At 41.9% G+C, this 19239-nt stretch carries 13 protein-coding genes; all 13 read right to left on the bottom strand.

Annotated elements, in window-relative coordinates; all coding sequences use genetic code 11:
- Window positions 1-172: 172 nt before the first annotated feature.
- Window positions 173-3061, bottom strand: coding sequence for a tetratricopeptide repeat protein (locus tag LIZ66_RS02600; protein WP_227200127.1), 2889 nt, complete (start codon window positions 3059-3061; stop codon window positions 173-175).
- 105 nt (window positions 3062-3166) lie between these two features.
- Window positions 3167-5752: a leucine-rich repeat protein gene (locus LIZ66_RS02595; protein WP_227200129.1), complete on the bottom strand. Its 2586-nt coding sequence runs from the start codon at window positions 5750-5752 to the stop codon at window positions 3167-3169.
- A gap of 489 nt (window positions 5753-6241) precedes the next feature.
- Entirely contained in the window at window positions 6242-9814 is a 3573-nt protein-coding gene (locus LIZ66_RS02590) for a leucine-rich repeat protein (RefSeq protein ID WP_264467142.1), read from the bottom strand.
- Window positions 9815-9863: 49 nt separating this feature from the next.
- Window positions 9864-10652, bottom strand: coding sequence for a leucine-rich repeat protein (locus tag LIZ66_RS02585; RefSeq protein WP_173769151.1), 789 nt, complete (start codon window positions 10650-10652; stop codon window positions 9864-9866).
- A 418-nt stretch (window positions 10653-11070) separates the two neighbouring features.
- The gene (gene cysK / locus LIZ66_RS02580) at window positions 11071-12000 is read right to left on the bottom strand and encodes a cysteine synthase A (protein WP_148461361.1); all 930 of its coding nucleotides are present in this window, start codon (window positions 11998-12000) and stop codon (window positions 11071-11073) included.
- Window positions 12001-12445: 445 nt separating this feature from the next.
- Window positions 12446-12667 carry a hypothetical protein gene (locus LIZ66_RS02575; protein ID WP_118577908.1) on the bottom strand — a complete coding sequence of 74 codons (222 nt, stop codon included), beginning with the start codon at window positions 12665-12667 and terminating at the stop codon, window positions 12446-12448.
- Window positions 12668-12869: 202 nt separating this feature from the next.
- A complete protein-coding gene (locus LIZ66_RS02570) occupies window positions 12870-13610 on the bottom strand; it encodes a LytR/AlgR family response regulator transcription factor (protein ID WP_173769152.1) in 741 nt (246 codons plus the stop codon).
- A 104-nt stretch (window positions 13611-13714) separates the two neighbouring features.
- Entirely contained in the window at window positions 13715-14251 is a 537-nt protein-coding gene (locus tag LIZ66_RS02565) for a hypothetical protein (protein ID WP_173769153.1), read from the bottom strand.
- Window positions 14252-14369: 118 nt separating this feature from the next.
- Window positions 14370-15593 (bottom strand): M28 family metallopeptidase, encoded by a 1224-nt coding sequence (locus tag LIZ66_RS02560; protein WP_173769154.1) that lies wholly within the window; start codon window positions 15591-15593, stop codon window positions 14370-14372.
- Window positions 15594-15714: 121 nt separating this feature from the next.
- Window positions 15715-16347 carry a hypothetical protein gene (locus LIZ66_RS02555; protein ID WP_173769155.1) on the bottom strand — a complete coding sequence of 211 codons (633 nt, stop codon included), beginning with the start codon at window positions 16345-16347 and terminating at the stop codon, window positions 15715-15717.
- A gap of 38 nt (window positions 16348-16385) precedes the next feature.
- Window positions 16386-16826, bottom strand: coding sequence for a very short patch repair endonuclease (locus tag LIZ66_RS02550; protein WP_173769156.1), 441 nt, complete (start codon window positions 16824-16826; stop codon window positions 16386-16388).
- A 38-nt stretch (window positions 16827-16864) separates the two neighbouring features.
- Window positions 16865-17827 carry a DNA cytosine methyltransferase gene (locus LIZ66_RS02545; RefSeq protein ID WP_173769157.1) on the bottom strand — a complete coding sequence of 321 codons (963 nt, stop codon included), beginning with the start codon at window positions 17825-17827 and terminating at the stop codon, window positions 16865-16867.
- On the bottom strand, window positions 17827-19239 hold the full coding sequence (locus LIZ66_RS02540) for a protein NO VEIN domain-containing protein (protein WP_173769158.1): 1413 nt from the start codon (window positions 19237-19239) through the stop codon (window positions 17827-17829). Before LIZ66_RS02540 ends, LIZ66_RS02545 begins: the two co-directional genes overlap by 1 nt.

Genomic DNA, 19239 nt, shown 5'->3' with positions numbered 1-19239 from the left:
TCTCCCCAGCTCCATCTTTCCTTTCAGACAAAAAATATCCTTCGCGCAAAGAGCTGGGACGATTTTGATTTATGTTACTATAAAGTATCCTAGTATGTCAATAGGATTAGTTGTAGTCAGCTTTAAGTATACCGCCGCACATCTTTCCATAAAAGCAGAAAGAACGCCAGGTTCATTCCCCCTGGCGTTCTTTCAGTCTCTGTTCAGCTGCGATCCGCTTGGGATGCTCCGGCGGATAGCATTCCCGGAAGCCTTCAACGGCGGCTTTCAGATATATATCTTCTTTTTCTTCATCTCCAAGTGCACGGTAAACGCGTGCCAGATTCCAGGTAGGCTCTGCAACTGCCGAACCTACAAGTCCATTTTCCTTCGTAAGCTCCAGCGCCTCTGTCAGATATGGGATCGCTTCTTCCGGTCTTCCCAAGTCCAGGTAGACTACACTCATATTGTTGTCCACCATCAGAAGTATAGAGCCCTCACGATAGCCATTCTTAAGCAGCTGATTGCGAACCGCAAGATGACATGCCAACGACTCTTCCCTTCGTCCGGCGGCATTGTACATTCGTGCCAGTTCCTCTGACATGGCAGAATATATCTGATTTTTCTCACCACAGTACATTTTGCACCTTTCCGTTGCTTGTTCCATACAATAGGCGGCTTCTTCCATATTCTGATCCATAGCTGCAAGCTGACCACGAAGCTGCCATATTGCAAACTCACTCTCACCCTGACGCTTTCTTTGTATCTGTTGTATCTGCTCTATTTTTTCCAGACAATCTGCCAGCTTTTCTTTTTCCTGAAGAAACATATGACATTCTGCTTTTTGATAAAGAAAATCCAGTATTCTCTGGCTATGCCCCCATTGTACACACATAAGGATTCCACGTTCTGCCCACATTTCAGCCTTTTTCACATTAAGCTTCAACATCTGCATATTCGTCTGCAAAAGCACATATCCAATTTTATAATCAATATTATCCTTCTGTTGAAAAATTAAATCACAGATCTCCCGGTAACACTCATAATTACTGCTCTGCTCCAACCCATTGCAAAAATCACTTATAGCAAACAACATCCATTCCGATGATAGCGTTCTCTTTTTCAGCTGTTCGCGGAAGAGTTCTATATATTCTTCGTTTTGTTCAGGTTTTGTCTCTGTCAGACACGCTACCATAAACTTCGTCTCATTGGAAATCTGTGCACATCTTTTTTCCAGTTTCCGGATTTTCTCGCACATAGGAACAGGCAGCTCCAGATATCGGGCAGCCTCTGACGCCAGTGCCACAAGCTGGTCACTGACCGCTCCCTGCACTCTGGAAATTCCCTGGAAGACAAGCCACGCAATTTCCTCCATACGAGGATCCTCATCTTTCGGTGCCTGTTTCGGGAAAAAGCACTTCTGTGCCCGCTCCCAGAATGACTGAAACTCTGCTTCTGAAAAATCCTTTGTACACAGACTCTCTGCAATTACAGGATGCATACGGTAACCATTTCCCGTATCTTCCAGCCAGCCGAATTTCACCAGTCTGCCAAGCGCCTCTCCCAGAGTTTCGTTTTTCTTCAAAAATCCCTGGAAAAACATCACAGTAAAATTCCGGTCAATTTCCTGATAAGGCAGAAGCGCGAACATCCTTGCCAGCTGGCTTCCTGTTTCTCCAATATCAGCCAGTTTGTACAGCCCACGGTACATATCAATGAGTCCGGACTCTTCTGCAACATCATTCCAGTTATTCTGCAGCTCTTCTTCCAGATAATCCCAATTTCCGAAATAGTAGGTTCCCGCTTTTCCAAGAAGCTTCAATGTCAGAGGATGCTGAAAAATCTCTTTTTCCAGCAAACGACTCAGCCGGTTTTTTTCCTCTCTGGAAAGTATTTTGTTGTAATTGTCACGAAAAATCAAACTTAAGGCACTCTTTTGCGGTGCCTTTATGCCAAATGTAGTAAACCCATCCAGATGTTTCTGACGTGAAGTAACAAATATGGTGCACGGCAGATCTTTCAGTTCTGACAGGTAAGGATCTTCCTCTTCCGTATGGTTCATATTATCCAGAAAAAGCACTGTTTTTTCCTGATGCTCTTCTGACAGGTGATAGATACTTTCGTGAAATCTTTCTTCCACGCTCTCACCAGTAAGATTCAGAAAACTTCTGGAAAAGCTGACCGCCAGATTCTCCTCATACTGAACAGCTGCGATCCGGCACTTCACTTCTTCCTGCTCCATCCAGCTCACAAGCTGACGCATAAGTTCTGTTTTTCCAATTCCTCCAATTCCGGAAATCAGATACTTTCCGGAATTGAAGAACATCTCTTTCAAGTCATATAACTCTTCTTCTCTGCCAAAGAAATGGCTGGCTTTCACAGATTTCCGGAACAATTCACAGTTTCGCAAGGTGAGAAAACTCTGCCTGGTTTCCACGGATTCCTGATAAATACAGCTCCAGATATATTCCGGCTTTAAGTCTTCACGGTTTCTTACCAGTTCCATTTTTGCCCCGGATATTTCCGGCCCCGCCATCGCGTGCAGACTAAGCAGGGTAAACAACCAGGCATCCCCAAAGGACTGGGAAAAATCCTTCTGTTTTTTCTCTATGTAACCGATCCAGAAGATCAGCTTTTCCCCACACTCTCTGGACAGCCATGGATCTGACTCCATGACCATGCCCAGAAATTTTCTCAGCTTCTGCACAAACACAGAATGATTATAATTTTTTTCTTTCAGGAACTTTTCAAAAATCAATACCTGGCTGCCAAATGTCTCCGCATTCAGACCTTCCAGCACTTCCTCTATGTATATATGATACAAGGGAAAGCTTTCCTTGCGATTACAAAATTCCGAATGATAACGGTTCTGGCTTCCATCCTTTCGAAAAATCATTTTTCCGTGTCTGGTGCTTTTCCACTCATAGAGAAGATATTCATCCCAGAATCTGACCAGAGTCAGACCTTTTTTACTTTTTTCTCCCAGAATTCCGGTAGAATAGACCGGATAATCTTTCACGGTAAACAACCGATATAAGTTTTTCAGCGAAAGCAACACATTTGTCTGCTCATCTTTTTTCATGTCACGTTCTCTCCGGTTGTAAACACAGTTCCTTTTTTATTACTGTCTGCTGGTCACCTGACCAGCAGCACTTTTTGCAGGTAACTAAATACAACAACTGATTTCTTATTTTTTGATTGTAATCTTAGCTTTCTTTGCGTACACGCCAAACACCTTCTGTTTCTGCTTGTTCAGCTTATATGCACACGCACGTATATAATAGGTATGTCCCTTCGTCAGGTTCTTCACAGTTACCGTATTCTTTTTGGATTCCTTGATGTCCACAATATCGTAAAGATTGGAATCTGCGGTAACCACAAACGCATATCCGGCAGCACCTTTTACCTTGGACGCCGTAATGGTGATCGTGCCCTTCTTGTTATTCTTTACACTGATCTTCTTTACCTTCGGCACAACATAAGTTGTAAACTTAACAGCCTTGCTATACTTTCCAGTAACCTTCTTGCCGCCGCCCTGTGCGACTGCTCTTACTTTTACATAATAGGTCTTTCCAGATTTCAAACCGTAGATCAGTTCATTGTTTTTATTTTCCTCAACAATGTAATTCTTTACATTTTTCTTGAATTTCTTGTCAGTGGAAATTGTGATCTGATATCCGGTTGCTCTTGCAATCCGCTTCCAGGAAATCTTGGCACCATCGGTAAGTACATTGGTGGCCTTGGTTCCGGTAAGCTTCGGAAGCTTGGATGGAATTACAGTGTTCTGATTATTATCAGAAGCGTTCGGAGTCTTCGTCGGTTCCGGAGCAGATGGAGCCTTGGTCGGCTCTGCATTCGGAGCTTTTGTCGGCTCTGCCGCCGGGGTTTTCGTCGGTTCTGGTGCCTTGGTAGGATCTGGGTTCTTTTTCCAGTTTGCAGTCAGTTTAACACCGCTTACCAGTTCACCCATTGATGGTGTGTAAGAACCGGAAGAATTTACTTCTTCATCCGCATCTACTGTCGTCCATCCGGTAAAGGTATAACCGCTTCGTGTAGGCGCTTTCAGCTCAATACTGTTTCCACCTGTGAAAGTGGATGGGTTGGAGCTGTCATTTGTTCCGCCAGCCAGATCATAACTGATTGGAAGCACATCACCATTTTCATAATAAAAATGATAACGTGTATTAAAGTAATTGTCCACATAAGAATTTTTTACAACGTATAATTTACAGCTGTCTTTGATAGAATCAAAGGCATAATATGTGTTCGTATCTCCTATAGAAGCCATAGAGTCATAATCCAGATCCAGTACACGGGCCGGAATGTGAATCTCTGTAAATTTACAGGAATCAAATGCAAAACCGCCTAACAATACTACATCTGACGGAAGTGTATAGCTTCCTGCCCAGCTTTTTCCTGCAGGATAGGTGAAAATACTGCTGCCAGCCACTTCCCCTCCGCTGCTTTTATAAACCTTACTGTAAAGCACACCGTCCTGGGAAGAAAGGTACGGATGTCCTGCGTCAACTGTGATTTCTTTTAAGCTTGTGCAGCCCTTGAACATTGCACCAACTGTATATTTTACATCAGCACCAATGCGGATACTTACAATTCCACTGTCGGTGAACTGATATTTCAGGCTGTCAGTTCCATGAATATATACATTTTCAAGATGGAGGTTCTTGCAGCCCATAAATGCACCTTCTCCGATACCTCCGCTTACGCTTGCCGGAAGAGAAGTAAATCCTGTAAGCGCTGTACAGCCTGCAAAAGCATAACTTCCAATAGTGGTTAAGCCCTCCGGGAGATTGATGTAAGTAAGGTTCTTGTTATCCTTAAATGCGTCCCAGCCAATTTCCTTCAGTGTGGAGGGCAACGTTACTTTTTTCAGTGTTTTAATGTTTTCTCCCCGTCCACTCGAGGGACTTCCATCCTCATTCCATTCATAAGCTACAATAGTCGAAATTCCATCGACATATGTAAGTCCTTCTGCAAAAGAAACCTCCTCAACATCGGCACAATACTGATCCCAGCCCAGTTCCAGCTCGGATGGGGCATTGTAAATTCTTTTCAGGTTACATTCTCCATAACTGTAAAAAGCTTCTTTATCAATCTCGTTATAAGCCCCTGTTGGCGGCAATGTTATCTCTTCCAGTTTCGGACAGTTACCAAATGCCTGCTTCTCGATTTTTACAGGCTGTGCACCGCCTACTGCGTCATTAAAATGCACGATTTGAAGATTCTTATCCCCATAAAACGCACTTTCTCCAATTACAAGCCGTGGATTCTGCGGCAGCTGAACGGCTGCCAGTCCGTCAAACCAGCTGCCACTTGTTGAAAATGCATTGGGCATCACATAGCAGAGTGTATCCGGAAGAATCAACTTATACAGCGTTCCGTTGCCATACTTTCCATCGTAATAGAAACAGCTAAACCGGTCCCATGTGTTATCATATTCTGAATCCGGAAAATACTTACCGATTCCAATTACCTTCTTCGCCACACCATCCTTATACACATATGACGGAACCTGCAGTTCCATAACAGCCTCGGTTACTGCGCTGATAATAGCTTCTCCATTTGTTCCATATTCATGGGCATACCAGATCTGCCCCTGACTGTCTGTCCAGGAAAATTCTTCCTTGTTCCACTTTTCGCCGTCGAACTGGAAAAACTGTCCTGAGCCTTCTGCATGCACGCTAAGCGCCATACCCAGGCACATGATAATGCCAAGGAACAGCATTTTCACACATTTTGAAATTTGTTTTTTCACTCTTTCATTCCCCCTTATTTTTTCGGCAATTATAACTGTTCAAAAATCCATTTGGGTTACTGTTTACTCCGTTCACAGCAACACGCTTCGTGGCTCTGAATAGCACCAGCAAATTTTCAAAAGCTGGAAAAGTGCTCTTTTTTTCTCATAAAAAGAATATCATAATTGAATTTTTGAGACAATAATGGTGGGAAAGGTTACGGTTTTTATGCACAAGATTGCTTTTTTTATGCACAGCACAACCTGTTTGACAACTATCCAGAAGGCAGTGTGAAGATACTAAACAGTTATCCTGTTTGAAAAAAACTGCCGTGTTCAATATGTTTCTTAAACATATCAGACACGGCAGTTTATCAGAGGCATCATACATCCTGTAACATTGGCAGTTCTAAAGTCTGCCCCTTAATCATTCTTACAATCTGCACGTCCCGCTTTACGGTATATTTTATCTTCTTTCAGTAGGCGTATCCCGCTTCGCGCTCTTGCAGCTTACCACACTTTGACTGTAATAACCACCTTTTTTCTGCCGGAGCGTACCGTAACTTTTGCAGTACCTTTTTTCTTCGCTGTAATTACACCACCTTTTGTCACAGTGCAGACTTTCTTGTTAGATGTGGTGTAGGTCACTTTCTGCTGGGTTGTGATCGGTGCCAGAACCGGTGCCAGGGTCTGTTTCTTCCCTTTCTTTAAGGTGATTTTCTTCGGTACACCTGAAATTTTGGTGGTTTTCACAGTTCCCTTCTGGATGGTAACATTCACAGTTTTTACTGCACCGCCAGCCAGAGTCACTGTAAGTTTCGTCTTTCCTGTTTTCTTCTGAGCCTTCAGCGTAACTGCACCGTCTTTGGTGTAGGAGCTTACTTTCAGAAGCTTACTGTTGCCTGAAACCACAGATGCTACATAGTCCCCACTCTCCATGCCGGAAATCTTGAGCACTTTTGTGGTCTGTTTTATTTTCATTTTCAAGCTGGAGGCTGTAAGTATCATTTTGGAAGTCAGCGGATTTCCATTGTCTCTTTCTTCTGTGGTCTGGCAGATCTTACAGATTCTTTTCTCTTTCTGAGCTGCAAATACGGTAGCATCTGATGTCTTTTCCCATTCTCCCCAGGTATGTTCTGTCTTCGCGATTGTTTCACCGCCGCTTAATCTGGTTCCGCAGGTCTTACAATAAGTGTCGCCTGTATAGCCTTCACTTGCACAGGTTGCTGCTTTTTTCCCTCTGACCTCTGTTTCCCCATGTCCCTTCGCGGGCAGCTTCTCGGTTCTGGTCTGTCTGCAGTTCACACAGGTAAAGGTTCTGATACCTTCCTCAGTACAGGTGGCTTCCTTTGTCACATTTCCGTTATCCCAGCTGTGGGCGTCCGGATTCACCGGTAAAACCTCTGTTCTGGTAATATGGCAGTCCGTGCACTCATAGCTGATAATTCCTGTGGAAGTACAAGTCGCTGCTATGACTACCGTTCCGTTATCCCAGCTGTGCTCTACCGACGGTTTTGTCTGCGATACCATACCGATATTCACTTCGGTTCGAAGAGGCGGAACGGTCATCCAGTCACTCCATGTAGTTTCATATCCCTCTTTCTCGTATTTTACTCTCCACCAGCCTTCCGGAACATCCCATGCATATTTTCCGTCTGCATTTGTCTGAAGAGGATTGTACTGGTTATACTCCCCCGCATTCCATTTCGTTCCATACTCGGATGGGGACGGCGTTTTATTCCAGAAATCATCAGATTCATCATATGGAATCCAGTAAGCTGTTACGGTAACATCCTCAATTCTCTCTCCTGTGGAAAGATCAAACACATAGCCGCTTGGATCTACTACAAAACGAAGCTTGAATTTTTCCCCTTTAATATCTGCTTTTCTGATATCCCAGAATAATGAGGAAGCTGCTGTAATCGTTCCCAATATGGCAGTCAGCGCAATTACCGGGCCTGCGCCCATCGCTCCTCCTGCTACGACCAGTGGAATCATCGCTGTCATGATCATAAACATTTTCTGGTCACTCTCCAGATTATCCACAGCTTTCAATTTCTCCTTTAATTCCTGGTCAGAATAGTGACCGCCGGAAGCCAGTACATCTTTTCTCAGCTCATCCATGTCTTTCTCAATCTGATAGTTCTGATATAACATGGACGCTCCCTTATTTATTGTTGACAGGTGGGAGGAAATCTGGGAAAGTGTCCAGTACTGATCCAGATTCCCGGCATTTTCAGTAGCAGTGTCCAGCATAAATCCAATGTATTTATTTCCGGTAACATCCTTTACCAGCATATACCAGGTGCCTTTGTCGGAATAATCCAGGTTGCAGATATACTTGCTGTCATCATACCCCGGGATCAGATAACCCATATCTTTATTGGCTTCGTCGATCAATCCCTTCCATGTTCCCATACTGGAACCGTTGCTCTCGTCAAACACGCTGATGGTGACATCCAGTCCTACATCTTTCAGATCCTCCCCGAATTTACTGAGATCAATGGTTGCGTCATAATCGGTTGCTGTATTTTTCCTTACCGTAATATCCTTTTCTGCACCTTCCGGAAGTCCTTTCTGCAAAGCCTCCCAGTCAAAATCCTGTCCCATTTTTACTTCTGGAACTGTTTTGTTATATTCATAGCTGATCACGCCAGGAACATAGTTGTGATCCGATTCATCGAAATATCCGTCTGTTACAAATGCATTTTTTTCTGGTTCATAGGTTGCTTTCAGATATTTGGTCTGGTTGTTTCTGGTGCTTGTAACATACAGAGTCTTTATCTGTTCCGGGTTTTCAAAGGTAAGCTCATAGTCAAATTTGCTTTTCGGAAGATAATACACCAAAGGTGTTACTCCGTCTGTCTTTGTCAGATCGTAGGATTTTATTTTGTCATGCTCATTATAGTACATTTTGAAGGACTCGATTGAGGGTTCTCCTTCATTATAGGTGACTGCGACAGTCCTTGTTTCTGTTGTACCATCTGCCTGTGTGCAAAGTGCTTTGATCTTATATGTCTCATAGTTGGAAGGATTTTCCAGTGTAAGAACGGCAGACCATAAGCCGGCCTTTGATACCTGGACTGTCTGCTGTTCTTTCTCATTCACAAGCAGGGTAACAGTTCCACCGGCATTTGCCATACCGGAAACATTTACGGTTGGCTTTGATACAACATCTGGTGCATCTATGGTGAACAGATTAATGCTTTCATTCAGTACACCGATGATTTCCTGGCTGGAGTTTCTGTTCTTTTTGTAGTTCAAAATAGCGTAGCTGCGTGCTGCCGACTGACTCTGTGCTTTGATACTGAAACGGATAATTCCAGAGGTACCGCTCACAGGAATGGTCAGTGTCCTGTCCTTTAAATTATAGTTCTGGCATAACTCCCCATCCACCTTTAATGTGGATTCGTCAAGCTCTCCGTTGGAAGGAAGAACCAGCTTCACATTCAGGTCGCTTACTGCGGATTTCCATGTGTCTTTTATGTTATAGCGTACTGTCATGGCCACATATCCATTGGCTGTGGCACTTCCGAAGTCTCCGTAATAGCTGGTGTCTGAACGATCCAGGACGGTTTCGGCGCTGTCCGTATAAGTTCCTATTTGCTCAAATGGAATATTATTTTCAATGGCATATATGGTTGCCATAGAATAATAACTGCAATGTATCGTCAGCTGTGGGCAGTTTTCGAATACAGCTTTCCTGATATCAGTAGTGGAATCTGGAATGTAAATGTCCTTTAAACCTGCGCAGTCGGCAAATGCATAATCTCTTATCGTCTTGGTATTGGAAGGAAACGTTACTTCTGTAAGACCGGTTGCTCCTGCGAATGCGTATGCACCGATTTCGGTCAGGCTTGATGGCAACGTTACACTGGTTAGTGTGGTTAAGTTTGCAAAACTGTGGGGCGCGATTACCTTTACTCCTTCTGGAATCTCTATCTCGGTCAGTTTCGGACAGCCGGAAAATACATTTCCATATTCATAGCTGTTCGATCCGTTTCCACTGGGACTGTTTACCCAGTTTACCGGATAATTGGCACTCTCAAGATTGCTGCATCCTCCAAAGACTTTATAGCCCATCGTGGTAATGCTGTCTGGCAGGTGTATGCTGGTGATACTGGTACATTTTTCAAATGCATAGGCGTATATTAAGACCTTCTGACAGATTGATCTGGGTAAGGTTTGTACAGTCTGCAAATGCATAAGCATATATGGTAGTCAGGCCATCGGGAAGCTCCATACTTTCCAGCACTGTATTTCCCTGGAATGCTCTCGCTCCGATCACCTGAACCGCATAACCACCTATGGTAGACGGAACCTGAACGATGGTGGCACTTCCGGAATATCTGGTAATACGCGCATAACTGTTATTTACAATTACATAGGAAAAATCACCTTCTGTCATCTCTGCCGATTCAGAAAGAGCCTCTTCCAATTCATTTGTTTCTCCAGTTTCCTCTACGTTTTCTTCCACGTCTCCCGAAACAAAAGCTGCAGCATCTCGCTTTACCGCCTCATCTCCCGCTTCTGCTCCATCCATTTCCGCAGATTCCCATCCACCAGAACCATTTGCTGAAGATTCAACTGTTTCTGATTCTCCAGACCAGAATCCATCCTCGTCAGTAACCGTTTCCTCCGATGTGGTCGCTGAATTACTCTCTTCCAACGTATACGCTTCCGATATGCCGGTTGTCGCATCGGCTTTCGTGTTGGTTTCTGTATTAGATTCCGTGTTAGTTTCCGCGTTGGTTTCCGCGTCGCCTTCATTCAAACTCTGGTTTTCAATAGAATCTTCTGCGAAGAAGTCCGCTGCAGCTGAAGTCCCAATTTCTTCTGCAGCATAAATCGGAATGCTTTGTGCACACATTGCAACACTCAGCGAAATTGCAAGTATCCGGCTGATTGCCTTCCTTTTCATAATTCTTTTCTCTCCCTTAAATTCATTTGTAACTGGTCAGAATCAAATGACGAAATACAAAGCATTTTGAAAATTAGCACTGAACAATTACATTTATTTTTGATAATTGACTAAATCCATTTTAGCATAGCTATTTTCCCTTACAATCACAAACGGCGCCGGAAAAGTTAGTTGTCGTTTTTATGTATAAGCATGCAATTTTTATGTACATTCTCGAATTCAATCCGACCGATAATTGTACTATCAATGCTGACGGTACAATTGCTAGCCAAATAAAATAATAGCGTAATATTACGCAAAAAAGCCTCACCGATCTGATAACAACTCTGTATAAGCGATATCAGATAGTGAGGCTTCTTATTTGGTAAACTATAACTGCGCAATGCCTTCACAGTTACCGTATGTTTACTATGTATCTTTATTCAGTGAACAGTGGTGTAGAATAATATCTGTCACCAGTATCCGGAAGAAGGGCTACAATCACTTTGCCCTTATTCTCAGGCTTCTTTGCATAGTCAATTGCGGCTTTTAACGCAGCTCCGGAAGAAATTCCAACCAGGATTCCTTCTTTGTGTGCAAGAAGCTTCGCTGTGGCAAATGCCTCATCAGCCTCTGCTTTATAAATCTCATCATAAACTTTGGTATTCAGAACATCCGGAACAAATCCGGCACCGATTCCCTGGATCTTGTGCGGACCTGCTTTTCCCTCAGATAATACCGGGGAGGTAGAAGGCTCAAGTGCTACAATTTTCACATTCGGGTTCTGCTCTTTCAGATATTCACCTGTTCCGGTAAGGGTTCCGCCTGTACCAACACCTGCGATGAAGATATCAACCTTTCCCTCAGTGTCCTTCCAGATCTCCGGACCTGTAGTCGCCTTGTGCACTGCCGGGTTCGCCGGGTTCACAAACTGTCCTGGGATGAAGCTGTTCGGAATCTCCTCTGCCAGTTCGTTGGCCCTGGCAATGGCACCTTTCATTCCCTTGGTTCCATCGGTAAGAACAAGCTCTGCGCCGTATGCTTTCAAAATGTTTCGACGCTCAACACTCATGGTCTCTGGCATGGTGAGGATGATTCTGTATCCCTTAGCTGCTGCGATAGATGCCAGACCGATTCCGGTATTTCCAGAAGTTGGCTCAATGATTACGGAACCTTCCTTCAGAATTCCTTTCTGCTCTGCGTCCTCGATCATAGCCTTGGCAATTCTGTCCTTAACGCTTCCTGCCGGGTTAAAGTATTCCAGCTTCACAAGAACAGTAGCTTCCAGTCCAAGCTCCTTCTCAATATTTGTAACCTCTACAAGTGGGGTGTTTCCGATCAATCCAAGTGTTCCCTTATAGTATGCCATATCCATTCCTTTCCCGGCGCCTGCGGCCGCTTTACATTTATTCGAGGTGATGTCGCCGTATGGCGGCCCGCCTGTTATGTCTGTATCTGCCCCCAGTAACTGCCAGCTTGCTTCTTCGGCAATAATTGTCGATATTCCGTATTGATTTACTGGGTTATTTATTCGTTAAATGGATATTACCACTATTAACCCACTATGTCAATAGGTTTTTGGGATTTTATATGAGAAAATAGATTGGAGCGTTACTGTTCACTGGTAACATTCCGCGAGGTGTTTTTTGTGAACAAAGTTCACAGTAACATTAGAGCCGTCGCGTAGCGACGCTTGTACGATTTCTATACACTACAAAATCTCCACAATATACAAGAAAAGTACACCCAGTACTAATTAACACGTTGTGTTGTTTCGTGTTTTTAGCTGAATGTACCTTATTTTAAATAAATTATCACTCCTCTTCCTCAGCAACTTCACAGACCATCTCATATGCATCTTCCAGCGCGTCCAGAGCCTCAGTCAGTGTATCGACTTTCCTTACATCTGCGCCATCATCCTCATACTCCTGGATCAAATCTGAAAACTGGTCTTTCAGTTCCTCCATGTAATCTACTACCTGCTGTAATTTCTCTTCTTTTTCCAGTACTGCTGATAAATTAATAATTTTTCCCATAGTATGATGTCCTCCGCTTTCAAAAAAATGTTTTCTAAAGGTTTTTCATATTTTCCAAATCATAACATGTCCGAAACGTTCTCTCAATATTTCGTTTCAAGTTTCTCCTGCAGATTATAACGTATATTTTACAGAAAACCTTTTTTCAAACACGCTATAAAGTTTTTTCCTTTTATAATTATAACGTAGTCTGTAAATTCTTTTACAGGATTCCGCCCCGCATGCGCCGTCTCGTACTTCGCCAGCTATAATTTGCAAAAGCATCCTGGATTTCCTTTCGCTTAAGACGACTGATGGGGATTTCTGTCTTATCCGACAGCTTCAGAATATCCGTAGGCATAGCCACGATTTCCCTCATGGAAACCAGCGCCCACCGGATCGGGCGGCAAAACTCATTGGCTGGCAGAACCTTTTCCAGATCTGCCATAGACATGGAAGCATCTATCACGCCCTTTTTCGTGTGAATTTTCGCTCGTTTTCCATCTGCTTCTGCATACAGAATATCGGAAATGTAAATGCTCTCCTCCAGCCGTCCCACTTTCACGTTCACAGTCCGCAGGGAGTAGACACTGTCAAAAAAGCGATCCAGAATGTGAAACAGCTTCTCTTTTCTCACTGGCTTCACCATGTAATGAAGCGCCTCAATATCAAAGGCCTCTGCTGCAAACTCCGTACTGGTGCTCCCGAACACGATCTGCACCCGGCTGTTTCTTGAAATCAGCTTCTTCGCCGTCTCCATACCGTTCATCCCACTCATAAAAATATCCATAAAAACCAGTGAATAAACGGATGTATCTGAGGATAAAAATGCCTCCCCGGAAGAAAATTCTTCTATTTTCACATATAGGTTATTTTTGTCTGTGTATTCCGAAAGCAGCCGGGTGATATTCTCCCTGTCTTCCGCAAGGTCATCACAAACCGCTATTTTTATCTCCTGGTTCATGTGTAATTCCTCCCATAGAATCTGTCTGAGGTCTGTTTCTGAATCTGCCATCCCTCATATTTCTGCATAATAAATGCCGCATTCTCCGGGTAAAAATCTGTCTTTTATGATTCGCTCAGTTTTTGAAACATTTCCAGATATTCCTGCTCTACTTCAACAAACGGCCGCACTGTATAATCCAGCTCAAAGTGCAGCTTCGGTGCATCCCCCGGTTGTTTCTCTTCCAGAAGAACCTCTAAATCATACCAGAGAAGATCATCATCAATTTCTTTCAGACGCTGCGCTTCTTCATCAGTCAGACTGCTTCCCAGAAATTTCTTATAAATCACCTGAAGCAGCTGCTCTTCCACCTCACGGTATCTGGGCATCTCCTGCTTCAGCGGACGGGGCACATCTGACATATAGCACTCGCTGGCATCATGCAAAAGACAAGCCAGCGCCTGACGATTGGAATACCCTCGCCCAAGAGCCTCCTTCGCACAGCAAATACAATGCTCCCCAACAGACCAAAAGGTGCTTACATGTCCATTTCCCCGGCAGATCAATGGCAATGCATGTGCAATATCCTGAATGCAGATTCGCTCCGGGTCCGGATGAACCGGGTCGAAATGCTTTCTTGTGTATGTAGTTATGTAACTCATAGGACTCCTCCTTTTTTCATCCCAGCTACCTTATCTGAAACACGTTTCAAAAATCTTTTCCTGTAATCTGCACATCCCACTTTATAGCGCACATTTATTTTGGAGTTTTCTTCATGCTCTATTGCTCTTTTCTCTTTCTGAAAAGGTACTCATCCAGTTCTTTTTTAATCTTCTCAGGAATCTCCCGCGCAACCGGGCATACAACCGCATTTGCAAAGTGCTGTGTAAACTTCACCAGAAAATCAATATCTCTCTGCAGCTGCTCCATAGACATAACTTCTTTAACATCATAACGGCAGTGAATTGGTGTTACATTCGGACTGGAAATTCTGGCAAAGGACAGCGCCGGAACACCGCCATCTGCAAACGGCGTGGAATCACTGGAATAAACACCGCTCTTAGCTTCTACAGGAAAGCCGGTTTCTGCCGCCATATAGGAAATATAGTGAACCAGCTTATCCTCTGCGGAAACACAGGCAATAAACTTGCCCAGGTAGGTTCCGATCATATCCAAGTTAATATTCAACACTATTTTCTCTAATTCCTCTTTATGATCACGTACATAAGCCTTGGAACCCAGAAGTCCACGTTCCTCACTTCCACAGAACACGAGACGAAGCCCATAGTTCAGCTCCTTTCCTTTCAGCTGCTCCATAATTCCAAGCAGTCCTGCACAGCCGCTCATATTGTCATATGCGCCATGAGATAAAGAAGTGGTATCGTAATGAGCTGTTAATACAATAAACTCGTCACGCTTACCGGGAAGCTCTGCGACTACATTGTGTGACTGGCCGTCATACTCTTTCTGGAATACCTCTAAACGGATATTCTTTACTTTGTTTTTCACCAGCTCTACAGCCTGGCTGGAATGAATCATAGCACAAAGTACCTTACGCTCTTCCCCTACAACAGCCTCTCGCAGATCCCTCTGATCTATATCTGTATTTGGGAAGTGTACATTTCCATACTGGAAAATAATCCCCTTTGCTCCTGCCTTCATCAGATCCTGATATCCGAAAAATCCAATTCCCTGAGTATCCAGAAGCACGATCTTATCTTTAGCACCAGCCACAGAGACCGGATCCGTTCCCGGCATATAATAAAGTTCCCCTTCTACAACGCCACTGCCGCAACAGTTAAATGCCTTACAGGGAATTTCTTTCCCATCTGCAAAAAGATGGGATTCCTCAATATTCCCCATAGCAACCCGAAAAGCCTCTATCTTCGCCGTCACTCCCAGTTCCTCGCACTGTCCTTTCAAAAATTCCGCAACCTGTAGTTCTTCCTTCGTGCCACTGGCGTGAACAAAATCAGTGGATTCAAAAATGTTGGTTAAATTCATGATGGTTTTCTCCTTAGTAAATACGTTATACCCCATAACAAAATTCAGTTGATAGCCATAAATTTTTTCTATATTTTATATTCTGAAGCATGTTAAACCAATAGTACATGTGGTATATTCTCTAATTTTCCACATTTTTTACACAGAAATATTTTTCTTCTGTAAAAAGTTTTCTCAAACCGGATGGTACATTGCTTAATACAAATTCCATACTTACATGTTTAACTGTCTTTTGCCCAAAAATGTTACTAATTTGTTGTAATGAATCTTTATTTGCACATACTCTAAATAAAGTTTCAAAAAATTGAGGAATAGATCCTATAACTCTGTCCCTAAGCATGTTATCTAAGTGAAATTGCATTGTATTTTGATACGACAAAACATTATCCTTTAATTCCACTAATAATAGTTCACTTTCTCCTGAATATTGCCATTTTGAATAATGTTCTAAATTTTGAATAAATGAGACAAACATTTCATTGCTAAAAGACCATTCAACTCCGTTTATTCTTGTTACAACTATCCCATCAGGATAATCATATTTTGTCCAGTACGCACCATAACCGGGTAAATAAAAATTAACAGATTTTCCTGTTCGAAAATGAAAATATTCTAAGCTGTTCATAATTTGTTTTCCGGTCGGCAGATCCGGCCTTGTGATCAAAATACCAATAGTATCATTTATAATACCGTTCTTTCTTGCATTTTCGTTAATATCACTAAGCATATCCTGATAAGTCATTGCCTCTAGCATTGTTTCATTTCTCCTAAATTTTGTAATTATTCCATTATTTAATCATTTACTTCCATTTTGATATCAAATACTGTTTCTTCTATAACCCTTACACACTCATCTGTGTTTTTCATTATCTCCTTTCCCCAAAAGCGAATTACAGTCCAGCCCATAAACAATAGTTTTTTATTAACTTCATCATCTCGTCTTCTATTGTTCGTAATTTTTTTCACCCAAAAATCTCCATGCACTCCTTTTTCCAACCGCGGTTTTAGAACTTCCCAATCCTTTCCGTGAAAAAATTCACTGTCGCAAAATATTGCAATTTTATATTTTGTAATCACTATGTCTGGCTTTCCGGGTAAAGTTTTTACATTTTTGCGGTATCTATATCCTTTCTTCCATAATGCTTTTCGTAAACAAAGCTCAATTGACGTATCTTTCTGGTGGATATTTTGCATATTTCTTCTTCGCTGCTCTGGCGTAAGTACATCCGTCATTTTAGTTTCTCCTCAGATTATCTTCAAATTTTAGGAATTTATTTTTCTAAATAATCTGCTACTTTTTTAGTAACATGCCAAAACATTACCGGAGGTACTGCATTACCAATTTGTCGGTATGCATCAGTTTCACTACCTGCAAAATTAAACTCATCGGGAAATGACTGTATACGTGCGGCTTCTCTCGGCGTAAAACGACGATATAACTCTTTTTCAGGATCAACTAAAAGAACTGGATCTCGGGAATTTAAACTTACTTTTGCCAGATGACTTGTAACCGTCAGACACGGTTCATCTAAATGTTGCCATAAACCTCTCTTCATATTTGGTTTTGCATTTTTCATTCCTAAAACAGCTCTTTTTGAAAAATAATATTTTTGTTCATCAATTGCAAGTTTTTGCACTGCAACAGAAAGTGGTACCCAGTTATTCTTATTTGTTTCCTCTGGAAACTCAAATTTTATTCCTAAATCATTTCTAAACCCAACCATAATCATCCGCTCTCGCTTCTGCGGAACGCCATAATCTGCCGCATTTAATAAACGATAAGATAACGTATATCCAGCATCTTCAAAAGCTTTATATATTCTTTTAAAAATCTCTCCTTTATGTAATGTCATAAGGCCTTTCACATTTTCTGCAATAAATACTTGTGGCTGTTTATCCTTAACAATTCGTACCATTTGTTTGTACAAATTTGCTCTTTCATCAAACGGATCCTTCGTTGGATTCACCGTACTAAATGACTGGCAGGGAAACCCTCCAATAATAACATCACAATCCGGAATTTCGGATGATTCCACATCGCATACATCCGCACATTTTATTATACTGTCCCTAAAATTCAGCATATGGGTATTTAATGCTTTTTGGTCAATATCCATTGCATACGTAAGTTCAAACGGAAGTCGTTCATATCTTTTTTGATTAAACACAAAATCTCCTGTTATACCCTGATCACAACCTCCACAGCCAGCAAACAACGAAACTACTTTGTACATTAACTTTCCTCATTTCTAATTGGTATCTCTTTATCTACACTGCTATTGGAAAAATCAACTCTATATGTCATAGGTGTTACCTGTATTCTTCCATCTTTAATCTTTTCAGCCACATTATTTATCACAAAAACAGTAGCCCCCTCTCGTGTAAAAAACACTCTGTATATTGCATAATACTCTTTATGCTGCTGCGCAGCTATCCATTCATTTCTTGTAATATTTAACGAATCTACCCATAGCGGATCTGATAAGTCCGGACTGGTTAAACGCTTAGTCGATTTTACTTCAATATATTTTACAAACTCAGCCTCATCCCCTGGTTCAGCAATGACAGACTGAATATCATAACCAATACCTCTTGTTTTCCCAAGTGAAAGAACTTTATTTGCTAATCTTGTATTATACGCTGCAACTCTCGACTTTTCGTAATTATATACAAGTGTTTCCCCTTCATCTCCAAACTCTGTAAGATTAACTCGTGATTTTTTAGTTTCTTCTATAGACTTTTTTTCTTCAAACAATAAAGCTACAGAACTAGTCTTAAAATTTTGAGCATATTGAGATAAGCGAGCATAATATGCATCCCATTTAAATTGAAATTCTTTTCTAATTTCAGCATTTCCCAAATCATATTCATAAACATCAAATTCTGGTTTATCTTTATAAACTGATGTAAAAAGACTAATTGCTTCGCTTTCATTGGGATTTAAAATCACACGTTTATCTTCTGTTACTCTAATTAAATTAGCTAATTCCAAATAATTTATCTGTTCATTTATATGTTGATGCGTATACGAAGACGCTTTTCCAGGAACACTTATGTCGTGTTCAATCCCATCTTTCTGGTCCTTTACTATCGCTTCTAGCACTTCATACGGATTAGCATGTCCTTGTAATACATCTAATGAATTTAAAACATAATAGCCTAACGCTTTCTTTGTAATAGTCACACCTGCTGTTTGAGCAATTTGTAACAATTTTAAAACAAATGCGTTTGGTCGAACACTAATCTCATCTTCAACTCTTTTAGCGACAGTAGTTGACACCTTTTGCATGCCATTAGGAAATTGCATTTTGAAACATATATCCTTAAAAAAAGCAGGCTGGTCATTATCTTCAAGATACTTTTGAGTTCGTTCAGACTCGTATACCATTCCATCTTCTGCGAAATAGTACATTCCAAATAATTTCCCGGAAATTTCTGTCCTATGATTATCCAAAGTTTTCTTTATGCGTTCAGATTCTGGAAGGTATCGCTTAAAAGCTTCATTAAACAGTGTCTCAAAATCCTGATGACTGCATGGACAGATTTCGTCTATGACCTTTGCATATGCGGGCAAAAGATCATCCATTTCTTTTTGTGATTTTCCTCGGATTATTGTGCATCTATACTGTTTACTTGGATCATACAT

Origin of the sequence: Blautia faecis (genome assembly GCF_020554845.1) — a bacterium.
GTDB lineage: Bacteria > Bacillota > Clostridia > Lachnospirales > Lachnospiraceae > Blautia_A > Blautia_A faecis.
This window is presented reverse-complemented; position numbering and strand designations above follow the sequence as displayed.